The sequence below is a fragment of the Flavobacterium sp. GT3R68 genome, from assembly GCF_007109225.1.
Classification (GTDB): Bacteria; Bacteroidota; Bacteroidia; order Flavobacteriales; family Flavobacteriaceae; genus Flavobacterium.
Window position 1 is genome coordinate 202,349 of record NZ_VJZK01000002.1, and the last position, 26,309, is coordinate 228,657.

Annotated in this window: 28 protein-coding genes; 21 read left to right on the forward strand and 7 right to left on the reverse strand. The window is 38.1% G+C overall.

Going from position 1 to position 26,309, the window contains the following annotated elements; genetic code table 11:
• Positions 1-128 precede the first annotated feature (128 nt).
• From FNW07_RS05240 to scpA, 5 genes are read left to right on the forward strand one after another with little or no spacing between them, the layout of a single operon-like run.
• Positions 129-467: a septum formation initiator family protein gene (locus FNW07_RS05240; protein ID WP_126743583.1), complete on the forward strand. Its 339-nt coding sequence runs from the start codon at positions 129-131 to the stop codon at positions 465-467.
• Positions 468-1,682 carry a T9SS type A sorting domain-containing protein gene (locus FNW07_RS05245; protein ID WP_126743582.1) on the forward strand — a complete coding sequence of 405 codons (1,215 nt, stop codon included), beginning with the start codon at positions 468-470 and terminating at the stop codon, positions 1,680-1,682.
• A gap of 14 nt (positions 1,683-1,696) precedes the next feature.
• Complete coding sequence (locus tag FNW07_RS05250) at positions 1,697-3,073, forward strand: methylmalonyl-CoA mutase subunit beta (protein WP_126743581.1); 1,377 nt, start codon at positions 1,697-1,699, stop codon at positions 3,071-3,073.
• A 5-nt stretch (positions 3,074-3,078) separates the two neighbouring features.
• Entirely contained in the window at positions 3,079-3,690 is a 612-nt protein-coding gene (locus FNW07_RS05255; protein WP_126743580.1) for a hypothetical protein, read from the forward strand.
• 10 nt (positions 3,691-3,700) lie between these two features.
• Complete coding sequence (gene scpA / locus FNW07_RS05260) at positions 3,701-5,836, forward strand: methylmalonyl-CoA mutase (RefSeq protein WP_126743579.1); 2,136 nt, start codon at positions 3,701-3,703, stop codon at positions 5,834-5,836.
• Between the two features lie 46 nt (positions 5,837-5,882).
• On the opposite strand, the gene FNW07_RS05265 is transcribed toward scpA, so the two are convergent.
• Positions 5,883-6,200: a panthothenate synthetase gene (locus FNW07_RS05265; RefSeq protein WP_126743578.1), complete on the reverse strand. Its 318-nt coding sequence runs from the start codon at positions 6,198-6,200 to the stop codon at positions 5,883-5,885.
• A gap of 216 nt (positions 6,201-6,416) precedes the next feature.
• On the opposite strand from FNW07_RS05265, the gene FNW07_RS05270 reads away from it, so the two are divergent.
• The 8 genes from FNW07_RS05270 (at position 6,417) to FNW07_RS05300 (ending at position 12,883) form a co-directional block, all read left to right on the forward strand.
• The gene (locus FNW07_RS05270; RefSeq protein ID WP_185964621.1) at positions 6,417-7,298 is read left to right on the forward strand and encodes an SDR family oxidoreductase; all 882 of its coding nucleotides are present in this window, start codon (positions 6,417-6,419) and stop codon (positions 7,296-7,298) included.
• A gap of 90 nt (positions 7,299-7,388) precedes the next feature.
• Complete coding sequence (locus FNW07_RS13755) at positions 7,389-7,544, forward strand: hypothetical protein (protein ID WP_158626841.1); 156 nt, start codon at positions 7,389-7,391, stop codon at positions 7,542-7,544.
• A gap of 63 nt (positions 7,545-7,607) precedes the next feature.
• Positions 7,608-8,372 (forward strand): ParA family protein, encoded by a 765-nt coding sequence (locus tag FNW07_RS05275; protein ID WP_126743577.1) that lies wholly within the window; start codon positions 7,608-7,610, stop codon positions 8,370-8,372.
• A gap of 7 nt (positions 8,373-8,379) precedes the next feature.
• Positions 8,380-9,279, forward strand: coding sequence for a ParB/RepB/Spo0J family partition protein (locus FNW07_RS05280; RefSeq protein ID WP_126743576.1), 900 nt, complete (start codon positions 8,380-8,382; stop codon positions 9,277-9,279).
• Positions 9,279-9,848, forward strand: coding sequence for a DUF5683 domain-containing protein (locus tag FNW07_RS05285; RefSeq protein ID WP_126743575.1), 570 nt, complete (start codon positions 9,279-9,281; stop codon positions 9,846-9,848). The genes FNW07_RS05280 and FNW07_RS05285 overlap by 1 nt, the downstream gene beginning before the upstream one ends.
• Complete coding sequence (gene dapB / locus FNW07_RS05290) at positions 9,848-10,564, forward strand: 4-hydroxy-tetrahydrodipicolinate reductase (protein WP_126743574.1); 717 nt, start codon at positions 9,848-9,850, stop codon at positions 10,562-10,564. Before FNW07_RS05285 ends, dapB begins: the two co-directional genes overlap by 1 nt.
• Before the next feature lie 42 nt (positions 10,565-10,606).
• A complete protein-coding gene (gene lepB, locus FNW07_RS05295) occupies positions 10,607-12,187 on the forward strand; it encodes a signal peptidase I (RefSeq protein ID WP_126743573.1) in 1,581 nt (526 codons plus the stop codon).
• Positions 12,188-12,271: 84 nt separating this feature from the next.
• Positions 12,272-12,883 carry a WbqC family protein gene (locus FNW07_RS05300; protein WP_126743572.1) on the forward strand — a complete coding sequence of 204 codons (612 nt, stop codon included), beginning with the start codon at positions 12,272-12,274 and terminating at the stop codon, positions 12,881-12,883.
• Positions 12,884-12,885: 2 nt separating this feature from the next.
• Here the strand turns inward: FNW07_RS05300 and FNW07_RS05305 are convergent, their stop codons facing one another.
• The 6 genes from FNW07_RS05305 to FNW07_RS05330 form a co-directional block, all read right to left on the reverse strand.
• Positions 12,886-13,932, reverse strand: coding sequence for an endonuclease/exonuclease/phosphatase family protein (locus FNW07_RS05305; RefSeq protein ID WP_126743639.1), 1,047 nt, complete (start codon positions 13,930-13,932; stop codon positions 12,886-12,888).
• A gap of 17 nt (positions 13,933-13,949) precedes the next feature.
• Entirely contained in the window at positions 13,950-14,831 is an 882-nt protein-coding gene (locus FNW07_RS05310) for a rhomboid family intramembrane serine protease (RefSeq protein WP_126743571.1), read from the reverse strand.
• 28 nt (positions 14,832-14,859) lie between these two features.
• Complete coding sequence (locus FNW07_RS05315; protein WP_126743570.1) at positions 14,860-15,603, reverse strand: rhomboid family intramembrane serine protease; 744 nt, start codon at positions 15,601-15,603, stop codon at positions 14,860-14,862.
• Positions 15,600-17,480: a DNA mismatch repair endonuclease MutL gene (gene mutL / locus FNW07_RS05320; protein ID WP_126743569.1), complete on the reverse strand. Its 1,881-nt coding sequence runs from the start codon at positions 17,478-17,480 to the stop codon at positions 15,600-15,602. Before mutL ends, FNW07_RS05315 begins: the two co-directional genes overlap by 4 nt.
• A 205-nt stretch (positions 17,481-17,685) precedes the next feature.
• On the reverse strand, positions 17,686-18,258 hold the full coding sequence (ribH, locus tag FNW07_RS05325; protein ID WP_126743568.1) for a 6,7-dimethyl-8-ribityllumazine synthase: 573 nt from the start codon (positions 18,256-18,258) through the stop codon (positions 17,686-17,688).
• Positions 18,259-18,267: 9 nt separating this feature from the next.
• Complete coding sequence (locus FNW07_RS05330) at positions 18,268-19,050, reverse strand: tetratricopeptide repeat protein (RefSeq protein ID WP_126743567.1); 783 nt, start codon at positions 19,048-19,050, stop codon at positions 18,268-18,270.
• A gap of 229 nt (positions 19,051-19,279) precedes the next feature.
• Between FNW07_RS05330 and FNW07_RS05335 the strand changes: the two genes are divergently transcribed.
• The 8 genes from FNW07_RS05335 to FNW07_RS05370 all read left to right on the forward strand — a co-directional run bounded on the left by FNW07_RS05335 (position 19,280) and on the right by FNW07_RS05370 (position 26,248).
• Positions 19,280-20,359, forward strand: a complete 1,080-nt coding sequence (locus FNW07_RS05335; RefSeq protein WP_126743566.1) for a DNA replication/repair protein RecF — start codon at positions 19,280-19,282, stop codon at positions 20,357-20,359.
• Positions 20,360-20,404: 45 nt separating this feature from the next.
• A complete protein-coding gene (locus tag FNW07_RS05340) occupies positions 20,405-21,097 on the forward strand; it encodes a thioredoxin domain-containing protein (protein ID WP_126743565.1) in 693 nt (230 codons plus the stop codon).
• 7 nt (positions 21,098-21,104) lie between these two features.
• Positions 21,105-21,776 (forward strand): DUF2461 domain-containing protein, encoded by a 672-nt coding sequence (locus tag FNW07_RS05345; protein WP_126743564.1) that lies wholly within the window; start codon positions 21,105-21,107, stop codon positions 21,774-21,776.
• Positions 21,777-21,848: 72 nt separating this feature from the next.
• Complete coding sequence (gene murB, locus FNW07_RS05350) at positions 21,849-22,862, forward strand: UDP-N-acetylmuramate dehydrogenase (protein WP_126743563.1); 1,014 nt, start codon at positions 21,849-21,851, stop codon at positions 22,860-22,862.
• 22 nt (positions 22,863-22,884) lie between these two features.
• Positions 22,885-23,499, forward strand: a complete 615-nt coding sequence (locus FNW07_RS05355; RefSeq protein ID WP_126743562.1) for an FMN-binding negative transcriptional regulator — start codon at positions 22,885-22,887, stop codon at positions 23,497-23,499.
• Positions 23,500-23,570: 71 nt separating this feature from the next.
• Positions 23,571-24,677 carry a glycosyltransferase gene (locus FNW07_RS05360; RefSeq protein ID WP_126743561.1) on the forward strand — a complete coding sequence of 369 codons (1,107 nt, stop codon included), beginning with the start codon at positions 23,571-23,573 and terminating at the stop codon, positions 24,675-24,677.
• The gene (locus tag FNW07_RS05365) at positions 24,668-25,219 is read left to right on the forward strand and encodes an RNA polymerase sigma factor (RefSeq protein WP_126743560.1); all 552 of its coding nucleotides are present in this window, start codon (positions 24,668-24,670) and stop codon (positions 25,217-25,219) included. The genes FNW07_RS05360 and FNW07_RS05365 overlap by 10 nt, the downstream gene beginning before the upstream one ends.
• Positions 25,220-25,429: 210 nt before the next feature.
• Positions 25,430-26,248 (forward strand): energy transducer TonB, encoded by an 819-nt coding sequence (locus FNW07_RS05370; RefSeq protein ID WP_126743559.1) that lies wholly within the window; start codon positions 25,430-25,432, stop codon positions 26,246-26,248.
• The last annotated feature ends 61 nt before the right edge of the window (positions 26,249-26,309 follow it).

Genomic DNA, 26,309 nt, shown 5'->3' on the forward strand with positions numbered 1-26,309 from the left:
TTATTTTTATCATCAATTTTAAGGAGCCATTTCCTGCTGTCCGCTAAATCTTTTTGTTTTTAAAGAAAAAACAAAAAGGCAATTGCGAGAGCAATTCGACCATCAGGGCTATAATATCCGGTAATACCATGAAAAACCCATTAAAGAAAACCATCGAGAAACGTCCCTGGCTCAAATTCCTGAGTAACAGGTATGTGCTCATTTTATTGCTTTTCATTTCATGGATGCTTTTTCTGGACAACTATTCCTATCTGGACCATCGCGTTTTAAACAAACAGATTGACGAACTGGAAGAAAATAAAAAATACTACCAGGACGAAATCAGTAAAGACCATCAAAACATAAAATTGCTCAAAAACCCTGACCAAATCGAGAAATACGCCCGCGAAAAATACTATATGAAAAAAGATAGCGAAGATATTTACATCATCGAATTCGAAGGCGACACAACTAATGGAATACAATAAATGAAAACAATAGTTTTTTTTACATTAACTTTTCTATTTTTCAGTACTTCTCTACTTTCACAAGTGGGTTGTACAGATCCTTTAGCTTCCAATTATAGTAGCGTTGCAGTAACAAATAATGGTAGTTGCATCTATCCGGATGCCACAGTATCGCCACAAAGTTCCATAAATTTAAGTCCTGTCATTGATGAAACTTCCGGTTTAATCGAATGGAACAATAACCTTTTGACTCACAATGACGATACAGACACCAATATTTATGAATTAAATAAAACCGACGGAAGTATAATTCAAAACTATCCATTGAATTCCATCCAGAACATCGACTGGGAAGAAATAGCTCAGGATGCGGATTATATCTATATTGGAGATTTCGGAAACAATTCCTCCGGGAACAGAACCAATTTGAAAATTTACAGAATAGCTAAAAACTCCATCTCAACCTCACCTCAAATAGACGCCATTAATTTTTCGTATTCCAATCAATTAGATTTTTCGGCTCAAGCAGCAAATAATACCGATTTTGATTGCGAAGCATTTGTAGTAACTTCTTCTGGCATCCTTTTATTTACAAAACAATGGATTAGCAACAATACCAGCGTTTATTTGCTTCCGAAAACCCCTGGAACTTATATCGCAGTCTTATCCGAAACAATAAACGTTTCCGGACTAATTACTGGAGCAACCAGCAAAGAAAACCTAAATTTAATAGCCCTATCCGGTTACACGAGTTCCCTTCAACCCTTTGTTTTTTTGCTTTATGATTATATTGGGGTGGATTTTTCGACTTCAAACAAAAGAAAAATAAATATTTCACTGCCTTACCATCAAGTAGAGGGCATCTCCACAACTGACGGCTTGGAATATTATATCACCAATGAATCGTTTGTCAATGCTCCTTTTGTCAATAATCCTCAGAAATTACATCAATTTTCCTTAGATCCATATTTGGCTGATTATATTAATTCATTATCAAATGAGAGCTTTGACAACAACAAAAAAATCATAGTAGTCCCAAATCCGGTAGGTGACGAACTATTTTTAGAATATACAGATTCGAGAAATCAAGAATATCAAATTTTTGACACACTGGGAAAACTGATAACAAAAGGCATTACTAATAAAAATCAAATTAATGTACAGAGTTTAGAAAAAGGAGTCTATTTTTTGAAACTAAACCCGAGCCAGAAAGTATATAAAATTTTAAAAAAATAAACTTAAATTTCATAATGAAATTAGACCTATTCCACGAATTTAATAATGTATCCTCCAAACAATGGAAACAACAAATCCAGTTTGAACTTAAAGGAGCCGATTACAATGATACCCTGATTTGGAATTCGCCCGAGGACATTAAGGTAAAGCCTTTCTATCACAAAGACGAAGCCGAAAAGCCGCTATCTATAACTACCAAAGCGAAGGATTTCAAAATATGTCAGAACATTTTTGTTTACGATATTGACAAATCCATCGAAAGAGCCCTCGATTCATTGAACCGCGGAGCCGAAAGCATCCGTTTCTCTATTGATGACCAGACCATTGATGTCGCCAAATTATTGGAAAAACTGCCTTTAGACAGGTTTACTGTTTATTTCAACCTGAACTTTCTTTCAGTCGATTTCCTGAAAAAAATTGACAGTTATGCCCAAGAAAAAAACGTCACTGTATTTTGTAACCTCGACCCTATCGGACAATTGGCCAAAGACGGTAATTGGTTTTCAAGTGAAGAGAAAGATAATTTTGCGGTTCTGAATTCCATTTCGAAAGACACGCCAAATATTTCCGTTTTAAGTATTAATGCTACATTGTACCAAAATGCCGGCGCCAATATGGTACAGCAAATTGCGTATGCATTGGCACATGCCAACGAATATTTCAACCGGATACCAAATCTGACTCAGCCTATTGTTTTTCAGGTAGCCGTGGGAACCAATTATTTCTTTGAAATTGCAAAATTGCGGGCATTGCGACTGCTTTTCAATCTCATTGCTAAAGAATATGGTATCACTACCGATTGTCATTTATTGGTTACACCGACCAAACGCAATAAAACGCTGTACGATTACAATGTAAATTTATTGCGTACCACAACAGAATGTATGAGCGCTATTTTAGGTGGAGCCGATGCCGTAGCTAACCTTCCGTACGATGCCTTGTACCATAAGGACAATGAATTTGGCGACCGAATTGCACGAAACCAATTGCTGGTATTGAAACACGAAAGTTATTTTGATAAGGTAAATAATCCGGCGGATGGCTCTTATTATATCGAAAGCCTGACCAGTCAATTAGCCGAAAAAGCCTTAACTATATTCAAGGATATTGAAGACCATGGCGGATTCCTGAAACAATTGAGCGACGGAACCATCAAAAGAAAAATACAGGAAAGTGCCGATAAAGAACAGGAACTGTTCGATTCCGGAAAAGAAATCCTTCTGGGTACTAATAAATATCCTAATAAAGCGGACCGAATGAGCCATGATTTGGAATTATTCCCTTTTGTGAAAATAAAATCCAGGAAAACACTGATTACCCCAATTATTGAAAAACGATTGGCCGAAAAAATAGAACAGGAACGATTGGATATGGAAAAAACTAATACATAATTCACATGAACAGATTTTTTCTAATATTGTTTTTTATTCCATTTTCGCTTTTCGCAAAGTTTTATCCCGGAAGTATAACGCTGTACGATGGGGTGAAAAAAAATGGTTTTTTAGAAATTCCACACAATTATAATGATGACCATATCAGGTTCCGATTGGAAAAAAATGGTAAAACAGAAAATTTTGAAATCGATTATGTCCGGAGTTTTGAAATTGTTAATGATAGAAATACGGCCGAAAATTATATCCCTTTATATTTAGGTAATCCTGATTCGAAAGGGGATATTTACATTGCTAAAAAAAAATCATGGGTAAAAATCATTAAGGAAGGAAAAATCAGCATATACTCAGCAACACTTCCTTTTTTGCCAGATAATGCCAGTCGGGGTATTGGATATTATATCAAAAGGCAAAATGAACATCACGGATTATATCTAGGTGTGGGGAAAAAAGGATTTAATTTTTGCTCCGACTTTAATACCTTGAAAAATATTCTGAAAGTTTATTTTGAAAAAGATTGTCCGGCCTTATTCGATTTGATAATCTCAGCGGATTTACAAAATAATGGATTAGGTCAAATTGTGGAACTTTACGAGCAAAATTGTGGAGCAAAATAGCTATTTAAAAATGAAAAGAAAAGACCTTGGCCATGTAAGCATACCGAAAGATACTTCGAGCGCATCCATTGGCGATACATCCACTTTTGCGACCGCAGAAGGCATCGATTTAAAGGCGACGTATTCTGAAAAGGATATTGAAAATCTGGAACACGTTGATTACGGAGCCGGTTTTGCTCCCAATTTACGAGGACCCTATGCGACCATGTACGTTCGCAGACCTTGGACCGTCCGTCAGTACGCCGGATTTTCAACTGCTGAGGAAAGCAATGCTTTCTATCGCCGTAATTTGGCCGCAGGTCAAAAAGGATTATCCATCGCTTTCGATTTACCAACCCACAGAGGGTACGACAGTGATCATGAACGCGTGGTTGGTGATGTTGGAAAAGCAGGCGTAGCAATCGATAGTGTTGAAGATATGAAAGTATTGTTCGACCAGATTCCGCTGGATGAAATGTCGGTATCGATGACCATGAATGGTGCTGTTTTGCCCATTATGGCATTTTATATTGTGGCTGCCGAAGAACAAGGCGTCAAAACCGAATTACTCTCCGGCACGATTCAAAATGATATCCTGAAGGAGTTCATGGTTCGGAACACCTACATCTACCCGCCTACTCCATCGATGAAAATCATTGCTGATATTTTTGAATTTACGAGCAAGAAAATGCCAAAATTCAACTCGATCAGTATTTCCGGATACCACATGCAGGAAGCCGGGGCCACAGCTGATATTGAATTGGCTTACACTTTGGCTGACGGATTGGAATACATCCGCACCGGACTATCCACAGGGATGAAAATCGATGAATTCGCTCCCCGCCTTTCGTTTTTCTGGGCTATTGGAATGAATCATTTTATGGAGATTGCCAAGATGAGAGCCGGACGAATGATTTGGGCCAAACTGGTAAAGACCTTTAATCCAAAAGATGAAAAATCATTGGCATTACGAACCCATTGCCAAACCAGCGGATGGAGTTTGACCGAACAGGATCCGTTTAATAATGTGGCCCGTACATGTATTGAAGCGGCTGCCGCAGCATTTGGTGGAACCCAGTCTTTACATACCAATGCATTGGATGAAGCGATTGCATTACCAACAGATTTCTCTGCACGAATTGCCCGAAACACCCAGATATTTCTCCAGGAAGAAACCAAAATTACCAAAACTGTAGACCCTTGGGCCGGAAGTTATTATGTCGAAAGCCTGACCAATGAAATCGCTCAGAATGCGTGGAAACTCATTCAAGAAGTGGAAGAATTGGGTGGTATGACCAAAGCCATCGAAGCTGGAATTCCAAAATTACGTATTGAAGAAGCCGCAGCAAGAAAACAAGCCCGGATTGACAGCAGTCAGGACATCATTGTTGGTGTTAACAAGTACAGATTGGAGAAAGAAGATCCTTTGCATATTCTCGATGTGGACAACCAGATGGTTCGAAAACAACAAGTGGAAAGATTAGCCCAGATAAAGGCTTCGAGAGATACAGAGAAAGTAAAACTCACTTTGGATAAATTAATTGCCACGGCAAAATCCGGAGAAGGGAATTTATTGGAAATTGCCGTAGAGGCTGCCCGCTACAGAGCCACATTAGGCGAAATTAGCGACGCCCTCGAAACGGTTTTCGGACGATATAAAGCACAAATTAAATCCTTTAGCGGTGTGTATAGCAAAGAAATAAAAAACGACGAAAGTTTCGAAAAAGCCAAGCAATTGGCCGATCAATTTGCCAAATTAGAAGGCCGTCGACCCCGAATCATGATTGCCAAAATGGGTCAGGACGGACACGATCGCGGCGCTAAGGTAGTGGCTACCGGTTATGCCGACGTAGGTTTTGATGTGGACATAGGCCCCTTATTCCAGACACCTGCCGAAGCCGCAAAGCAAGCTGTTGAAAATGACGTCCATATATTAGGCGTTTCTTCACTGGCGGCAGGACACAAAACTTTGGTCCCACAAGTAATTGAAGAACTCAAAAAGTATGGACGTGATGATATTATGGTTATTGTCGGGGGTGTAATCCCTGCACAGGATTATCAGTATTTATTTGATGCCGGAGCAGTTGCCGTATTTGGTCCCGGAACCAAAATCAGTGAAGCTGCCATTCAAATTTTACAGATATTGATTGACGGAATAGAACAATAAATTAAAAAACACCAATTGATAAATTGGTGTTTTTTTTATACTGTATTTATACATGAACATCCTGCCACTTTTCAGCAAGTTTAGAAAGGTTGGCGCGTTGTAAATCATCAGGTGTCATGGCTATTCTAAATTCGCAATGCGCTTCGAAATTCAAAAACCAAGGTTCTGCAATTGACGGAATCGCCGAAGCATCTTTTACTTCTACAACCATCACCGCGCCTCGATTGCCTTCTTGTTCCGAAAAATAAATACTTTCCGGTTTGATATCATCAACTACACAGCCGATAAGTTCACCAACCGAGCCGTTTCTTACCATCGAGTTGAACGGTTCAATTGGAAAGATAACGTTAACTAACATTTTCATAGCAATTGGATTTAAAAATTAATACTGTCCAAAGTTACAAAATAAGCCTTTCTTTATTGTTTTCAAAATACTAATTACCAATAACTTAACTATTGATTAGTGTTCCATATTGCATCTTGCTTCAGCACCCCAAAATGAATTAAGATACACTTTTCAACTTGCTATGCATGCATAATAATTATTTTATCTATATTTACCTCTATTAAAAATCAAACTATGAATTTTTCAGCTAAAATGCTTCGTGATGATGCCCTTACAGACAAAGTGATTGTCGTAACCGGAGGCGGTAGCGGTTTGGGTAAAGCCATGACCAAATATTTTATGGAATTGGGAGCAAAAGTAGCCATCACTTCTCGCGATTTGGAGAAACTGCAGACTACAGCCCAAGAATTGGAAATCGCAACTGGCGGAAAATGTTTGGCCCTGCAATGCGATGTGCGTCATTATGACCAGGTCGAAGCCATGCTTGCCGAGGTGCTGAAAGCCTATGGAAAAGCAAATGTCTTACTGAACAATGCAGCGGGAAACTTCATCTCTCCTACCGAACGTTTGTCGGCTAATGCATTCGACACCATTATTGATATTGTGCTGAAAGGTTCGAAAAACTGTACATTGGCTTTTGGAAAACATTGGATTGACACGGAACAGGAGAATTCGGTTATTTTAAATATTGTAACAACCTATGCCTGGACAGGTTCTGCGTATGTGGTACCATCAGCGACTGCAAAAGCAGGAGTTTTGGCTATGACCAGAAGTTTAGCAGTAGAATGGGCCAAATATGGCATTCGTTCGAACGCGATTGCTCCGGGTCCATTTCCAACCAAAGGCGCCTGGGACCGATTATTGCCGGGTGAATTAAAAGAAAAATTCGATTTAGCCAAAAAAGTGCCGTTGAAACGCGTGGGCGACCATCAGGAGCTGGCCAATCTGGCTGCATACCTAGTTTCCGATTTTTCGGCGTATATCAATGGCGAAGTAGTTACTATTGACGGCGGCGAATGGCTGCAGGGCGCGGGACAGTTCAATTTGCTGGAAGCAGTTCCGACCGAAATGTGGGATATGCTGGAGATGATGATAAAAAATAAAGGGAATAAGTAATCATTGTGCATTGTGAATGATGAGTTGTGAATTAAAAAACAGACTATTAAATCATTAACTTACAATTTAACATTTAAAAAGAGAGCTGTCATGGTTCTCTTTTTTTTAGCCCTGATCGCAGCGGCATCCTTTTTGTCCCGCTTCTTCAGCGGAATAAAAAGATACAGCGAAGAGCGGGAAACAGCTCCAAAAAACGCCAATGAAATAAATGGAATGACCAGCGAATCAAACCTTAACAATTGTTAACAAATAACATTTTCAAAACCCATAAATAATTGTATTTTTACGGTTCAAAATTCAAAAAAATAAATGGGTAAAATCATTGCAATTGCCAATCAAAAAGGTGGTGTTGGAAAAACAACAACTTCAATAAACTTAGCTGCTTCGCTAGGGGTTTTAGAAAAAAAAGTCCTGCTTATCGATGCTGACCCTCAGGCGAATGCAAGTTCGGGCCTGGGTATTGACGTTGAAGGTGTAGAAATTGGTACATATCAGATATTAGAACACAGTCATAAACCGGAAGATGCCATTGTTAAGAGTTCCTCTCCTAATGTGGATGTGATTCCCGCTCACATTGACCTTGTGGCCATCGAAATCGAATTGGTGGACAAGGAAAACAGAGAATACATGCTGAAGCAAGCTTTGGCAAGCATCAAAGACAAATACGATTATATCCTTATTGACTGTGCGCCATCGTTGGGTTTACTGACATTGAACGCCTTGACAGCTGCTGACTCGGTGATTATCCCGATTCAATGCGAATATTTTGCGTTGGAAGGATTAGGCAAGTTATTGAATACAATTAAAAGCGTTCAGAAAATACACAATCCGGATCTGGACATCGAAGGATTACTATTGACGATGTTTGATTCACGTCTGCGTCTTTCGAATCAGGTGGTCGAAGAAGTTCAGAAACATTTCAACGATATGGTTTTTGAGACCATAATCCAACGAAATGTTAAATTAAGCGAAGCTCCGAGTTTTGGCGAAAGCATTATCAATTATGATGCTACCAGCAAAGGTGCCACCAATTACTTAGGCTTAGCGGAAGAAATTATTAAGAAAAACAGTTAATTGACTTATGGCACAAGCAATAAAAAAACAGGCATTAGGTAGAGGATTATCGGCTTTATTAAAAGACCCTGAAAATGATATTCAGTCGGTTAATGATAAAAACGCGGATAAGGTGGTGGGCAATATTGTCGAGCTTGAATTGAGTGCTATCGAGATCAATCCTTTTCAGCCCAGAAGCAATTTTAATGAGGAATCCTTACAGGAATTAGCTACTTCTATACGTGAGTTAGGGGTAATTCAGCCAATTACCGTTCGTAAAACCGACTTTAATAAATACCAGTTAATCTCCGGTGAACGAAGATTACGGGCCTCCAAATTAGCCGGTCTTGAAGTAGTTCCCGCTTATATCCGTATTGCCAACGACAACGAATCGCTGACGATGGCTTTGGTTGAAAATATTCAAAGACACGATTTAGATCCGATTGAAATCGCGCTATCCTACCAACGGTTAATTGATGAAATTCAATTGACCCAGGAACAGATGAGCGACCGCGTTGGAAAAAAACGTTCCACAATTGCAAATTACCTGCGTTTATTGCGATTGGATCCGATTATCCAAACCGGAATCCGGGATGGTTTCATCAGTATGGGCCATGGTCGTGCCATTATCAATATCGAGGACCACGATGTTCAAACGGATATCTATCAAAAAATAGTAAGTCAGAATCTTTCAGTAAGAGAAACAGAAACCCTGGTAAAAAATTACCAGGAGAGCCTGAAACCGAAACCTGCAACCACTTCAAAAGTGGCTTCATTCAATATTGCGGATGAAGAAAAGAAAGCCATCACCAATTATTTTGGGGCGAAAGTGGATGTGAAGGTAGCCGGGAATGGTAAAGGGAAAATTACGATTCAATTTCATTCCGAAGAAGACTTCAATAGAATTATCAAACTAATCAAAGGGTAATGCATAAACTCATTCCCATATTTTTACTGGTCTTCCTTTTGGGAAATGTTACGCTTTCTGCACAAGAAAAAGTAGGCGATCTGGTAATTATCCAGGATACTATAAAAGGGAAGGAACTCAACGCATTAGCTCCGGCAAAAGCCGCCTTTTATTCGGCCATTTTACCGGGTTTGGGGCAGGCCTACAATAAAAAATACTGGAAAATCCCCATTGTCTATGGTGGTATGGGTGCCGGAATTTATTACTACTCTTGGAACAATACCAAATACCGTCAGTTTCGGGACGAATACAAGAAACGTCTTAACGGAACCTCGAATCCCTTAGACCCTTTATACGGAAATCTGGACAATGCGCGTTTGATCTCGGGGCAACGATTTTATCAACGAAACCGTGACATTTCGGCTATTGTCGCTGTGGCTTTTTATGTCTTGAATATTGTTGATGCTAACATTGATGCGCACTTTTCGCAATTCAACGTCAACGATCGATTATCACTAGGACCGCGGATTTACCAGAATGAATTCAATTACAAGCAAAATGTCGGACTTACTTTAAATTACCAGTTTTAATGAAAATTGCTCTTTTAGGATACGGAAAAATGGGAAAAGTTATCGAAAAGATAGCCATTCAGCGAGGACATGAAATTATACTGCGCAAAACCAGTTCCGATACTTTTGAAGGATTGGAAAATGCCGACGCCGCCATCGATTTCAGTGTACCAAGTGCCGCAGTAACGAACATTTCCGCATGCCTGAACATTGGAATTCCAGTCATTTCAGGAACAACAGGCTGGTTGGAAGACTATGACAAAATGGTGACGCTTTGCAACGATAAAAACGGTGCTTTCACATATGGTTCTAATTTCAGTTTAGGGGTGAATATTTTCTTTGAACTGAATGAGTATTTGGCCAAAATAATGTCCAAATTCAATCAGTATCAGGTAGAAATGGAAGAAATCCATCATACCCAAAAACTCGATGCACCAAGCGGGACAGCCATTTCGTTGGCCAACGGCATCATCAATAACAGCGAGTATAAAAACTGGATTTTAAAAAATCCCGAATCCGATAACCCGAATCCGGAAAAAATTGTAATCGATGCCAAAAGAATCGAAAATGTACCCGGAACACACAGTGTCTTCTATAATTCAGAAGTAGACTTAATCGAAATCAAGCACGTAGCCCACAACCGGGAAGGCTTTGCTTTGGGTTCGGTTGTTGCTGCCGAATGGATTTTGGGCAAAAAAGGGGTTTTCACAATGAAAGATGTACTAAATCTAAAATAATATTGAGTTCAGAATAGTGAACTTTAACCTTAAATAAAAATTATGACACTATATCAATGGTTTGTATTTTTCCTGATTCTTCAGATTGTTCATTTTTTGGGAACCTGGAAATTATATGAAGCGGCAGGGAGAAAAAGATGGGAAGCGGCCATTCCAATATATAATGCTATCGTTTTGATGAAAATCATCAACCGCCCGGCCTGGTGGACCATTTTACTATTCATACCGGTAATCAACCTGATCATGTTTCCGGTAGTTTGGGTTGAAACCTTGAGAAGCTTTGGAAAAAACTCGACTTTAGATACTGTTTTAGCGATCGTTACCTTAGGGTTTTATGTGTATTACGTGAATTACACCCAAAAATTAAATTACATCCCGGAACGAAGTTTAACACCAACAAATAAAACGGCTGATACAATCAGCTCATTGCTTTTCGCCATTGTCGTAGCCACTTTAGTGCATACATATTTTATTCAGCCCTATACCATTCCATCTGCGTCATTGGAAAAAACATTACTGATTGGTGATTTCCTTTTTGTCAGTAAAGTAAATTATGGAGCCCGTGTTCCGATGACAACAATTGCTGCTCCCATGGTTCATGACTCTTTGCCTTTGACCGGGAAATTATCGTATACCAAATGGCCACAATTGCCTTATTTCAGGCTTCCGGGTTTTGAAAAAATCAAAAATAATGATATCGTCGTATTCAACTGGCCGCGGGATACTTTAGATAATATGTACCATCCATCAAATGTGAGAATTGATAAACCCAGAGATAAGAAAACCAATTATGTAAAAAGATGTGTCGGAATTCCAGGTGATTCACTTGCTATAAAAGACGGTATTGTTTTCATCAATGGAAAAGAATTAATACTACCCGAACGCGCTAAACCACAGTATTCGTACAAAATTGGACTTGATGGTAAAACCGGTATTGACTTTGAAAATCTGCTGAAAGATATGAATGTTACTGATGGTGCCGGATTGATAGGCAATAACAGAGACACGCTATACATTCAGGCATTAACTTTCGAAAATGCGGCGCGCATGAAAAATGTACCTGGTGTTACTTCCGTAACCAGAATCATTAACAAAGGTCCTGAAGACGGCGTTTTTCCTGATTTTAAAGACACCAGACCTTCTGTTACCAATAACTGGAGCGGAGACAATTTCGGCCCGATATATATTCCACAGGTCGGTAAAACCGTTACTTTGGATTTAAAATCCTTACCATTTTACAAGATCATTATCACAGAATATGAAGGCAACGATTTAAAAGTAATAGGTGACGATATTTATGTTAATGGAAAAAAAGCGAATACTTATACTTTCAAGCAAAATTATTATTGGATGATGGGAGATAACCGACACAATTCACTAGACGCGCGTTATTTCGGATATACGCCAGAGGATCATATTGTTGGGAAACCAACTTTCATCTGGATGAGTTTGGACCCTAATGGAAAAGGCATCAATAAGGTGCGGTGGGACAGAGTTTTCACTACCGTTAGTGGTGAAGGACAGCCTTACTCCTACTTTAAATTTTTCCTGATTGCATTGGCCGCTTATTTTGGGATTAGTTTCCTGATGAACAAGAGAAAAGAAAAAAAACAGTTGATGTAATTTAACCATTTATTTTTGAATACGATAAAAGTCATAATGTCTAAAACGACTTATGACTTTTTACATTTAATCCTTTTTACTTAAATGAACATTTTACTGCACCCTACCTATTTCCCTTCTATCAGTCATTTCGCTGCCATGGTCCAAGCGGACACCATTACCTTTGAATTGGAAGACAATTTCCAGAAACAAACCAACAGAAACCGTACTTATATTCACAGTCCGAATGGGATTCAAATGCTGAATATTCCCGTAAAACATACCGCCAGCAGGTATCAAAAAGCGAAAGAAACCAAATTGGAAAATGCGTTCGACTGGCAAAAGCAACATTTCAAATCCTTGGAAGCGGCCTACAGAGCATCCCCTTTCTTCGAATACTTTGAAGATGCACTACAGCCTATTTTTACTAAGAAACATACGTTCTTAATGGACCTGAATTTTGAAACGATGGAAATCGTTGCGAAGTGTTTAGCAATGAAATTGCAATATAAAAAAACAGCGGAGTATTTTCATGATGCTCCTGAATATCACGACTTTCGGGCTTTAGCAAATGGAAAAAAAGACACGTTAATCTTCGAACCCTATACTCAGGTTTTTGAAGAAAAACATGGTTTTTTGAACAATCTGAGTGTTTTGGACCTATTGTTTAATGAAGGAAGATTTGCTTTGGATTACTTGAAAAAGCAACAACTTTAGTATTACTCCATTGCCAGTCGGGCGATGACAGGATAGTGATCCGAGTTGATGAATTCCGGGAAACTTTCAAAACTTTTGACTTTCATGGTAGGATCCGAAAAAATATAGTCAATACGGGCCGGATAATATTTGAAGCTGTAGGTTGGTCCAAAACCACTTCCGGCCTCTTCAAAGCTGTCGTTTAATTTCCCTTTGATACTTCTATACACATACGAAAAAGCACTGTTGTTCATGTCGCCACAAATTATAATCGGATATTCGCATTCCTTTTTGTGGTTCATGATAATCTCCGCCTGTTGCTGTTGCTTCTTGAATGCCTTACCGATTCTTTTAATCACCATCTGCGATTTTTCCTGATTGATGCCGTCAATGTTTTCGGAAATTTCATTGACATCGGGGGAAATTTTTATCGACTGTAAATGGATGTTATAAACGCGGATAATGTCCTTACCTCTTTTGATATCGACAAAAATCGCATTGTTATTGGAGTTCGGAAAAATAAGGTTTCCTTCGTCCAAAATAGGATACTTAGAGAATATGGCCTGACCTGTTTTGATTTGGTCTCCCTGCATAAAAACATATTTATACGGGTATATTTTTAAATCAATATCGGCGGAGCCGGAATACTCCTGAATACACAAAATATCCGGATTCTGCTCATTGATGAACTTCACAATTTCCTGCGGAACATAGTCATCATTCAGCCATTTAAAAAGATTGAAAAGCCGGACGTTATAACTCATGACGACAAAGTCATTTTCTTCTTTAGGCAAATCGGGTGACGAAAATTTATAAAATTTATTGATAAAGGTAATTCCCATCAACAGTACCAACCCGGAGAGAACAATCTGCTTTTTAAATTGTATGCCCCAATAAATGAAAAATAGTCCGTTCAAAATTAAAAATAGCGGTAAAATCAATGTCAAGACTGATAACAGCGGAAATAATTTTGGTGCTAAAAATGGCAAAACATATGCAATGAACGTCAATACAGTCAATACTATATTAAAGAAAAACATTACCTTATTAAACCATGACAGGTTTCTCATCATATTGGATTCGCTTATTAATTTCCGGATTTGAACAAAAATTCTTTTTCTTCCTTACTCAGGCTTTCGTAGCCCGACTGACTTATTTTATCTAAAATCTCGTCAATTTGTTGCTGTTTTTTGTCTTTCGTTACAATTTTGGATATCGCTTTTGCCGGTGGTTGATTATAATTGCGATGGACTTTTTTAAACGGTACACTTTTATTTTTGCCAAAGACATTAACCAATCCATCCAAAATCCAGGAAAACAAGCTACAAATATCCCTGCCTTGTTTCAATTGTTGAACATAAATATAACCAAAAAAAGCGCCACCTAAATGAGCCAAATGGCCTCCGGTATTTTCCATTGGAAGTTGCACTAAATCCACTATGATTAAAATCAACGAGATATGCCAAAGTTTTACATTTCCAAAAAACATTAATCTAATGTTCATCAAAGGAGCATAAGCGACAGTAGCGAAAAGAATTGCCATTACGGACGCCGAGGCCCCAACTACAGAAACAGTAATCCCTTCCAAAGCAGGAATAAACCTATAGCTGATTAAATAAATGATTCCTGCGAAAATAGAACCCACAAAGTACAGGCTAAGGAGTTGTTTTTGGGTGAAAAAAATAAGGAATAAACGTCCCACGAAATTCAACATGATCAGATTGAAGAGAATATGAAAAATTCCAGAGTGAAAAAACGAATAGCTAATAAGCGACCATGGTTTCCAAAGCAAATCTGGCGGATCAGAAGATAGACTGACATAACGCAGGAAGTCAATATTTATATGGAACAACTGCAAAATCCCAAAAACGATATAAGGAATGGCAAAAAAAGCAATGTTCCAAAAAATCAATTTGGTCACCACATCGCCACTTTTAATCTGCAATTTTAAATCATCAAGTATACTCATAATAGATGCAAAGTTCTAATTTAACCTACTAGTCCCAACGGTTGGCATGATTTTGCCCCTTTTTCCAATACCACATCATCATAAAACCTACAAAAGCGCCTCCGACGTGTGCAAAATGGGCAATTCCGCCTCCAAAGACTGAAAATCCTGTCACGCCCGAAAATAAATCTAAAGCTACAATTACAGGAACAAAGTATTTTGCTTTTATTGGAATTGGAATAAACATTAATGCCAGTTCAGCGTCCGGAAACATAAATGCAAATGCTACCAAAATCCCATAAATAGCTCCTGAAGCGCCAACCGCAGGAGTTACAAAAGAACTGATAAAACTTTCAAAATCAGATTTTGGAAGAATTTGCTGCCATTTAGTATCAAATTTTCCTTCACTCAAAATCTTCATGATTTCCTCTTTCGGAATACCATTAGCAACCAAAGTGTTTAGCCCATCATGGAAAAAATAATAATTCGATAAAATATGAATTAAAGCAGCTCCCAATCCACAAGATATGTAGAAAAATAGAAATTTCTTTGCACCCCAATAATGTTCCAATGCTGATCCAAATGAAAATAAGGCAAACATATTAAAGAAGATATGCATCAAATTTCCATGCATAAACATATGCGACACGGGCTGCCAAAATTTGAAATCCGGATTTTCAGGATAATACAATGACAAAAATTTATAGGCAACATCCCCAAGAAATTGGGTTCCTATGTAGAAAATAATATTAATAATGATTAATTGCTTAACCGTTTCGGTTACATTTCTCATATAGCGAATTTTTTATCTAAATCTTCCACACGCATCGTGATGAAAGTAGGTTTTTGGAAAGGGGAAACATTAGGTTCTTTACAGGCAAACAGGCCATTGACCAAATTTTCCTGTTCTTTTTCTGTCAGATAGGAACCTGTCTTAACGGCAAGACTTTTCGCCATTGATTTGGCTATGCTGTCGTTTTGGCTAAAGCTGCTCTCCGGAATCCCATCCTGCAGGTCGCTTAACAATTGTTCTAATACAATTGAAGCTTCCCCTTCAGAGACATTGACCGGCAAGCCCGAAATGACCACATGATCATCGTTAGCATCCTCGAAAACAAAACCGGTATTGACCAACGAAAGTTGTAATTCGCTTATCAGTTCCATTTCTGTAGAAGAGAAAAACAAATTAATCGGAAATAACAATTGCTGGCTAGATGCCTGATGTACCGTCATATTGGTCAGAAATTGTTCGTACAAAATCCGTTGATGCGCCCGCTGTTGGTCGACAATGACAATACCCGATTTAATAGGGTTAACTATATATTTTTTGTGTATTTGGTACGTACGGTTTCCCGAATGCTCGATTTCGTTTTCATCAAACAAAGAACCTGTTACTTCTTCGCTTTCAAATTCTATGTCAGCGATATCCGTAATCGTATGCTGCGCCAGTTCGCCTTCTAAACTCGAGTCAGTGTCGTGTTTAAGTCCCACATATAAACTTTCCCAACTGGAAGCATTGTCTGTTTTCCGATGTGTCGAAAAATGTTTGTTGGGTTTGTCATCCGAAAACGGATTGAAATTTCCATCAACCTGAATCGTGGGCGTGGATGCTTCTTTATTTTGATAATTATAAGGCGTATCTAAATTCGAATCCCGGTCAAAATCCAAAACGGGCGCCACATTAAACTGGCCCAGACTGTGTTTTATCGCCGAACGCAAAATAGCATATAAAGCATGTTCATCGTCGAATTTGATTTCGGTTTTTGTCGGATGAATGTTAATATCTATAGTATGGGGCGGGACACTCAAATACAGGAAATAGCTCGGCTGTGCACCGTCTTTCAACAAACCTTCGTAAGCTGCCATTACCGCATGATGCAAATAACCGCTTTTGATAAAACGATCGTTGACAAAGAAAAACTGTTCGCCACGGTTCTTCTTGGCAAATTCGGGTTTGCTGACAAATCCCTGAATGCTGACAATCTCTGTATCTTCATGAACAGGTACTAATTTCTCGTTAGTTTTACCGGAAAAAATATTGACGATACGCTGCCTGAAATTGGATTGGGGCAAATTAAACAATTCACCTCCATTATGATAATAAGTAAAATGAATGTTGGGATGAGCTAATGCCACTCGTTGGAATTCGTCTACAATATGACGGTGTTCCACAGTTTCCGATTTCAAAAAATTGCGTCGCGCCGGTATATTAAAGAAAAGATTTTTGACTGCAAAGGAGGTTCCTTTGGGTAAAACCGCAACATCCTGAGAAACAAATTTACTGCCTTCAATGATGATGTGTGTTCCAAGTTCTTCCTGTTCCTGTTTGGTTTTCATCTCCATATGCGCAATTGCGGCAATGGAAGCCAAAGCCTCTCCTCGGAATCCTTTGGTATGTAATGAAAATAAATCTTCTGCCTGACGGATTTTAGAAGTTGCGTGGCGTTCGAAACACAAACGCGCATCGGTGACACTCATACCTGATCCGTTATCGATGACCTGCACCAATGATTTTCCGGCATCTTTTATGATTAATTTGATGTCGGTTGCTTTGGCATCAACGGCATTTTCCAATAATTCTTTAACCACAGAAGCAGGCCGTTGAACGACTTCTCCAGCGGCAATTTGGTTCGCAACGTGATCAGGAAGCAATTGAATGATACTCGACATTAAAAAATATTCAGTTTTGGGTTTTGGTTTTATACCCTTCTCCCGATTTTCATCAGGAGTAACAAGGGTTGACACTATTTCGGTTTAATTCCGAAGATTACAAATTTAGGTAATTTCTGTTTGGTTTTATTATTAAGTTTATCATAAAAAAACAAAAAAGCCTATACAAATTATGCACAGGCTTCATGAAATATAAATTTTATTTTTATTCCTTCAATTTCAGTGGCAATCCTTCAATCTGAAGCAGTCCTTCGGTTAATAACTGTTGGTTCTGAAACTTATAATTTAACGATGCCTGTTCTCTCAAATAAGCCATTTTAATCGCTGCAATTGCTGCTTCGGTTCCTTTATTGCCGTGGACTCCTCCACTTCTGTCAATCGATTGTTTTTCGGTATTATCTGTAAGAACACAATAGATTACAGGGATATCGGTTTGTACATTCAGGTCTTTTATCCCTTGGGTAACCCCTTCACATACGAATTCGAAATGCATGGTTTCTCCTTTAATGACGCAGCCAATCACGATAACAACATCGACGCTCTGCGTTTCAATCATCTTTTTGGATCCGTATATCAGTTCAAAACTTCCCGGCACACTCCAACGGATAATATTTTCAGGAATGGCACCACAGTCCAATAAGGCCGCTTCCGCTCCGGAATACAATCCGTTTGTTATCTTGTCATTCCATTCAGAAACAACAATCCCAAACCGAAAATTTTTCGCGCCTGGGATTGTATTCTTATCGTAATCTGATAAATTTTTATTTGCAGTTGCCATAGGCTTTTTTTATTGAGCTAACCCAATCATTGCATCGATAGTCGCTGCTTCCGGGCTCGCTTCGTACTTTTCTTTTATTTCAGTGAAATATTTCAATGCGTCTGCTTTATTTCCAGAAGCCAAAGCCGTTTGACCCGCCTTTAATAAGAAACGAGGCGTTGTGAATTCATTTTTATTAGTTTCAGAGGCTTTTACATAATATTCCAAAGCTTCTTTTGGTTGGTTTTTCTGAGAATAGGCATCACCAATAGCTCCTTTGGCCAATGCACTCAAAACCATGTCTTTCGAATCAAATTTCTCCAAATAAGAAATAGCTTCAGTGTATTTACCGGTATTCAGGTATGCCATTCCAGCATAGTAATTGGCTAAATTTCCAGCATGAGTACCAGAATATTTATCAGCAATATCAATAAAACCTAATTTTCCTTCAGAACCTTTTAATGCTAAAGTATACAAAGAATCACTTTTTACACCATCTGTAGCTTTCTGGAAGTTTTGTTGTGCCAAAAACATTTTGGTAGCACCATCATCTTCTTTAGGCTCGGCAATGAATTTCTGATACATCAAATATCCTACAGTAATTAAGGCAATCCCACCAACGATACCAAAAATGATTTTTTGATTACGGGCAACCCAGTCTTCCGTTTTAGAAGCAGTTTCATCCAAAGAATTAAAAACACCGGCAGTTGTACTGTCTTTTTCATCAACATTTACATCTTCAATAAAATTAGCGTCTAATTTTTCTTCTTTTTCTTTTGGAGTTTTATAACCTCTTTTACTATACGTTGCCATTTATTTTAATTTAGTGAATCGCAAAAATAAAATTTTTATTCAAACCGACATAAAAAATATGGTTTTATATTGAAAAAAAATAATAAAGTGGGTCTTTCTTTACAAAGGCAAAATAATTAGTAGAGAAAAAATCTAAAAGGTCTTTTTATCGAAATTTTTCATAATTTGCACACGCTTTGAAAAAAACATCTAATAATTTCAAAGTTCTCACTCTCAGTAAGCCTTGTAGATGTATTTAAAAAATATTTCCTTATTCAATTATAAAAATTTTTCGGAGGCCAATTTCGAATTTGACAGCAAGATCAATTGTTTTGTAGGCAAAAACGGAATCGGGAAGACCAATGTATTGGATGCCATCTATCATTTGTCGTACGGTAAAAGTTATTTTAATCCGTTGGCGGTTCAAAATATCCGCCACGGCGAAGAGTTTTTTGTTATTGATGGCGAATTCGAAAAAAACGGCCGGAACGAACAGATTGTCTGCAGTCTCAAAAAAGGCCAGAAAAAAATCTTAAAACGTAACGGGAAGCAATACGACAAGTTTTCGGACCATATCGGGTTTATTCCGTTGGTGATTATTTCCCCGGCCGACCGTGATTTGATTGTTGAAGGAAGCGAAACAAGACGCCGGTTTATCGACAGCGTTATTTCCCAGTTGGATGCCACTTATCTGCAGCAGCTTATACAATATCAAAAAATCCTCAACCAACGGAATGCCCTGCTCAAGTATTTTGCAGTTAACTATGTTTTTGATGTGGACACCTTATCTATATATAATGAGCAACTCAATGGCTTAGGCCTGGCTATATTTGAGAAAAGAAAACAATTCCTGGAGGATTTCATCCCGATTTTCAATCATCATCACCAGGCTATTACAGGTTCCGAAGAAACGGTGCAATTGGTCTATCACAGTCAGTTATCTGAGAAAGATTTACTTACTCTTCTACAGGAAAGCATTAATAAGGACCGCGCTTTACAATATACCAGCGTCGGAATCCATAAAGACGATCTTTCCTTCGAAATCGATCATTATCCCATTAAAAAGTTTGGTTCCCAAGGGCAGCAGAAATCATTTTTGATTGCCTTGAAACTGGCCCAATTTGAATTTGTGAAAAAATTATCCGGAGAGAAACCGATTTTATTGTTTGATGATATTTTTGATAAACTGGACGAAAGCCGTGTGGAGAAAATTATTGAAATGGTCAATAATGATAATTTTGGTCAGCTTTTCATCTCCGATACGCATCCGGAACGTACCGAAGTCATAGTAAAATCGACACATCAGAGTTATAGAATATTTAACTTATAGTGTGGCTGAAATTTGTAAATTAGCATAATTTTTAAAAATAATAAAATGAGAGCCCAAATCCTCACCCTGTTTTTTATCACCTTCTTTATTTCTTCTTGTAACGGACAATCCCAAAATTACGAAAGTATTCCCGCTACTGCTTTTGCAGAAAAAATAAAAACAACTCCTAAAGCACAAATCCTGGATGTCCGCACCTTAGATGAATATGCCTCAGGACACATTGAAAACGCTGACAACATCAACTGGAACAGCGATAGTTTTGTTGCCAAGACAGACAAGTATGACAAATCAAAACCCGTTTTTGTTTATTGTATGAGTGGCGGACGAAGCAAAAAGGCGGCAGACAAATTGCACGAATTGGGTTTTAAATCTATCTATGAACTACAAGGTGGAATCCTTAAATGGAATGCAGCCGGATTTGCCAAACCAAACGATAAAATCATCGGAATGTGCTCTCAGGAATATGCTGAATTATTGAATTCTGATAAAAAAGTACTCATCAATTTTTATGCGCCTTGGTGTGCCCCCTGTAAAAAAATGGAGCCTTATATTTTGCAGATGCAAAAAAATCTTTCCGATAAAGTAACCATCATCCGATTGAATGCCGATGAAAACAAGACTTTGCTTTCTGAGTTAAAAATAGATGAACTACCTACCATACTAATCTATCAAAATAAGGAAGTAAAATGGAAACATTCCGGTTTTATCACCGAGGAAGATTTAACCAAACAACTGTAAAAATCCAATGCTTACAAAAGATACTTTACAATTTCTGAAAGATTTGAAAGCCAACAATAATCGGGAGTGGTTTTTGGCAAATAATAAGCGCTATGATATTGTCAAAAAGGAATACCATCAACTGATTGGGAATTTTCTGGAGATGATGAAACCGCTCGATTCTTCGCTTGAAATGCTGGAAGTCAAAAATTGCACGTTCCGTATCAACCGCGATATTCGGTTCTCCAAAGACAAATCACCGTATAAATCCCATCTGGGAATTTGGATGAACACCAATCCAAGTGGCTTCAATGCTCCCGGATACTATATCCATATTGAAAAAGGAGCGAGTTTTATTGCCGGAGGTTTTTATTCACCGGAAGCGCCGGATTTAAAAAAAATACGCAAGGAAATTGAATTCTTTCATGATGATTTGCTGGAAATAGTAAACGAACCGAATTTTAAAAAACAGTTTGACGATTTAGACCGATCGGAATCCAACTCTTTAAAAAATGCACCGAAAGGATATGAAAAAGACCATCCTGCAATTGATTTCCTGAAACTGAAAAGTTTTACCGTTTCAAAAAAACTGACCGATGCCGAATTGATTCACCCTGATTTTGTTAGGAAAAGTGCCGAAAAGCTCATCGTTGTAAAACCTTTATTGGAATTTTTGAACCGCGGACTGGCCACGGATTAATTTTCGAACTATAATTATAAATTACAAATGGTTTAAAGTATTTTTGCTTTTCATCATTTTTATGAATTTCAAATGGAAATCCTTTCTAATTTTTCTCTTAAAAATCACAACACATTTGGCATCGAAGCCAAAGCCAAACGATTCGTAGATGTTCATTCTGTGGAAGAATTAAAGAGCGTTTTACAACAAAACCAATCCGAAAAAAAATTTATCCTTGGCGGCGGAAGCAATATGCTGTTGACGCAAGATATTGATGCTTTGGTAATCCATGTTGATTTGAAAGGGAAAAATATTCTTAAAGAGGATGACGATTTTGTCTGGGTGCAATCGCAGGCCGGTGAAAACTGGCATGAATTGGTTCTTTGGACTATTGGTCAGAATTTTGGCGGTTTGGAGAACATGTCGCTTATCCCTGGAAATGTCGGCACCACGCCTATACAGAATATTGGCGCGTATGGAACTGAAATGAAAGATACCTTTGTTTCCTGTGAAGCCGTAAATATCGCTGCTTTGGAAATGAAAACCTTTCACAAAGAAGAATGCAGTTTCGGTTATCGGGAAAGCATCTTCAAGCATGAGGCAAAAGACCAATATGTCATTACGTCGGTGATTTTTAAACTGACCAAACGCAACCACAAAATCAATACATCTTATGGCGATATCACTGCGGAATTGGCAAAAAACGATATTTCCACTCCAACCTTAAAAGATATCAGTAATGCCGTAATTGCGATTCGTCAGAGTAAATTACCGGATCCCAAAGAATTGGGAAACAGCGGTAGTTTTTTTAAGAATCCGATCATATCAAAATCTGAATTTGAAAAAATCCACCACCAGTTTCCGGAAATGAAATACTATAACATCTCGGAAACGGAAGTCAAAGTCCCAGCCGGTTGGCTTATCGAACAGGCAGGTTTCAAAGGAAAACGTTTTGGCGATGCCGGAATCCACAAAAATCAGGCCTTGGTTTTGGTCAATTATGGAAATGCTACCGGACAGGAGATTTTGAATGTTTCCAAAGATATTCAGGAAACGATTTTTAAAACTTTTGGAATCCATATCGAGGCTGAAGTAAACGTGATTTAGTTTCATTATATAATTTCAATTTATGTACATCCCAGACATTCACAAAAACGAAAATCCCCAAGAAATCAACAGTTTTATCCAGACAAACAGTTTTGGAATTTTGGTCAATCAATTGGATGGCAAATTATCGGCGACCCATATTCCATTGGAACTGGATGTGAATGAAGAAGGCAAACAAGTGCTTTACGGACATATCTCCAGAGAAAACCCGCAATGGAAAAGTTTTGTTTCAAACAATGAAGTTTTAGCCATTTTTTCAGGACCACACAGTTATATTTCTTCTTCGTGGTACGACCATGAAAATGTTCCCACGTGGAATTATTCTGCAGTTCACATCTATGGAACCATCAAAGTTATTGAAGGCGAAGCGCTTTTGGCATCCTTGAAAAAATTAGTCGACAAATACGAAGCTCATTCTGAAAAACCGGTTCGTGTGGAAGATTTATCCGAAAAAACGATGCGGCAAACCCGCGGTATTGTCGCTTTTGAAATCGAAATCCGCGAGATTCAGGCGGTTAAAAAATTATCACAAAACCGGGACGATAAAAACTATCAAAATATCATTTCCGAATTAGAGAAAACGGGAGAAACTAATTCGGCCGCTGTTGCGAAAGAAATGTCAAAATGTAAAAAGTAATTAACATTTGGCAATGGAAAATTGATAATTGATAATTACCTTTGCCTATTCCAAAAAGAAGATACGCTTATATGTTGACCATTATTTTTTACACGTTTATCGGTATAGTTGCTATTCAACTTTTTTATTACACGTTTGTTTTCGGGAAGTTCGCTTACGCCAAAGCACAAAAAAGCACGCCTAAAAGAATCCCGATTTCGGTAATTGTCTGCGCAAAAAATGAAGCCGAAAATGTGGCTAAGTTAGTTCCGCTATTGGCCGAACAGAATTATCCTGATTTTGAAATCATCTTAATTGATGATGCTTCAAGCGATACCACTTTGGATGTTTTTGAAGCGTTTGAAAAGAAATATTCCAATGTACGTCTGGTAAAAGTTGCTAATAATGAAGCTTTTTGGGGCAACAAAAAATTCGCATTGACTTTAGGAATAAAAGCCGCCAGGAAAGAATACCTGCTCTTTACCGATGCGGATTGCTATCCAACTTCTAAGGATTGGATTGCGTTGATGAGCTCCCAGTTTACACTCCATAAAACCTTTGTTTTGGGATATGGAGCGTATGAAAGAGTTCCAGGATCATTCCTTAATAAAATCATTCGTTTCGAAACCATGTTAACCGCTGTCCAATACTTTTCATGGGCAAAAATGGGACGCCCTTATATGGGCGTGGGACGTAATCTGGCCTACAAAAAAGAAGAATTCTTTAATGTAAACGGTTTTATTGACCATATGAAAATCCGCTCCGGAGATGACGATTTATTCATCAATCAAGCAGCCGACGGGATAAATACCACGTATTGCTACACGCCCGAAAGCTTTACTTATTCGAGGCCCAAAACTACTTTTAAGGAGTGGTTTACCCAAAAGAGAAGACATGTTGCCACGGCCACGTTCTATAAATCTTTTGACAGAGCTCAATTGGGACTGTTTTTCCTTTCTCAGATCTTGTTTATTCTTTTACCAATACTATTGCTTGCTTTTCAATTCGAATGGATTTTAGTGCTAAGCTTAATTGGTTTCCGTTATCTATTCGCATGGATTGCGTTGGGCTTATCGGCAGGAAAATTAAAAGAAAAAGATGTAATGTATTGGTTTCCCATTATTGAAATTATACTTATATTCACACAATTGAACATCTTTATGACTAATATTTTCTCAAAACCAGTGCATTGGAAATAAAAAAAAATATAGAAAAGGCAAAAAACGGTGACCAGGTTGCCTTTACTTTTTTATTGGATTTTTACTGGAATGAGGTTTATGGATTCATGCTCAAACGAACTGAAAATGAAACCGATGCAGAAGATATTACTATCGAAACTTTCTCGAAGGCTTTTGACAAAATAGCAACATACAACCCCGAATTTCAATTCAATACCTGGCTGATTTCAATTGCCAAAAACGTTCACATCGATTTATTGCGGAAAAAGAAATCTTCCCTTTTTTTGGACATCACTGACGAAGAGGACCATCAGGCCTACAATATCGCCGATACCACGCCATCAGCAGAAGACAAATTGATTACCGAACAGAATTTGTCGCGTTTACTTCAGTTTATAAAAGAGCTAAAACCCCATTATCAGGAAGTGATCCAAATGCGCTATTTCCAGGAAATGAGTTATCAGGAAATAGCCAATCAATTGAATGAGCCTTTAAATAACGTCAAAATCAAATTGCTTCGCGCTAAAAAATTGCTGGCCGAAATTATCGAAAACAAACGCTAAGTTTACACAACATATTACTTATCAGCTTCTTACAAAACAACTCCCTTCACACTTTTATAATTCCATTTTTTACTGTTAAAAAAATCTTAAAATATTTTTATTTTTATATATTAAAACGCAGAATATTTACGTTATAAGTTAAAATATCGAATATCTAAAAATATAAGCATATGATTTAAAAGCTACTTTAACAATTAAAAACCATAAATTATGTCTAAAGTTAGTATTTATGAAAACGGTTGGATTGACGTCGTTTTCGAAGGAAGAAATCAGGAATATGGCGCTTATCAACTGCGCCAGCAAAGTCCAAGAACCACAGTAGCGGCACTTTTCCTAGGTCTGCTATTCATCACGACGGTGGTAAGTATACCGGTGATTATTAATTATTTTAATAAGAGCAATAGCAGTGTTATTAGCGAATCATTGGAAGATGTAAAAATTGTATTAGCCAATATTACTCCTACCCAACCAAAAGCACCCGATCAATTAGCGTTACCGATAATAAAAGATCCGGAAAAAGAAACGGTAACCACTGAAAAAGAACTGAAAGATCCTATTTTAATAGATGCGAGTCAGGAAGATAAAATTGCCGATAATGGCGAAAAAACCAAACCGACTTCTCCTACTACTCCCACTGGCGATGGCAGCAATACTCCTTCAACAGCAACAGGAAAAGGACCTGCCGTAACCGTGTCAACCCCAACGAATCCCGATGGACCGGTTGCTACTCTCGCGTTGGACAAACTACCGGAATTTCCTGGTGGACTTAATAAATTTTACACATACGTTGGAAATCACTTTGAAAAACCGGAAACAGATATCGCCACCATAGGGGTTATAGTATCTTTTGTGATTGAAAGAGACGGAAGCATGACAGATATTCAAGTCAAAAAAGATCCCGGTTACGGTATCGGGAAAGAAGCAATTCGCGTTTTAAAATCATTAAAAACGAAATGGGAGCCCGGTATGATTGGCGGAAAACCGGTGAGAACCTCATACAACCTACCCATTACCGTGAAAATGGAATAAGACACACTTTATGAATCAGGATAATTTAGGCATGGAAAATTTATTTCCAATCTGCCTGGAT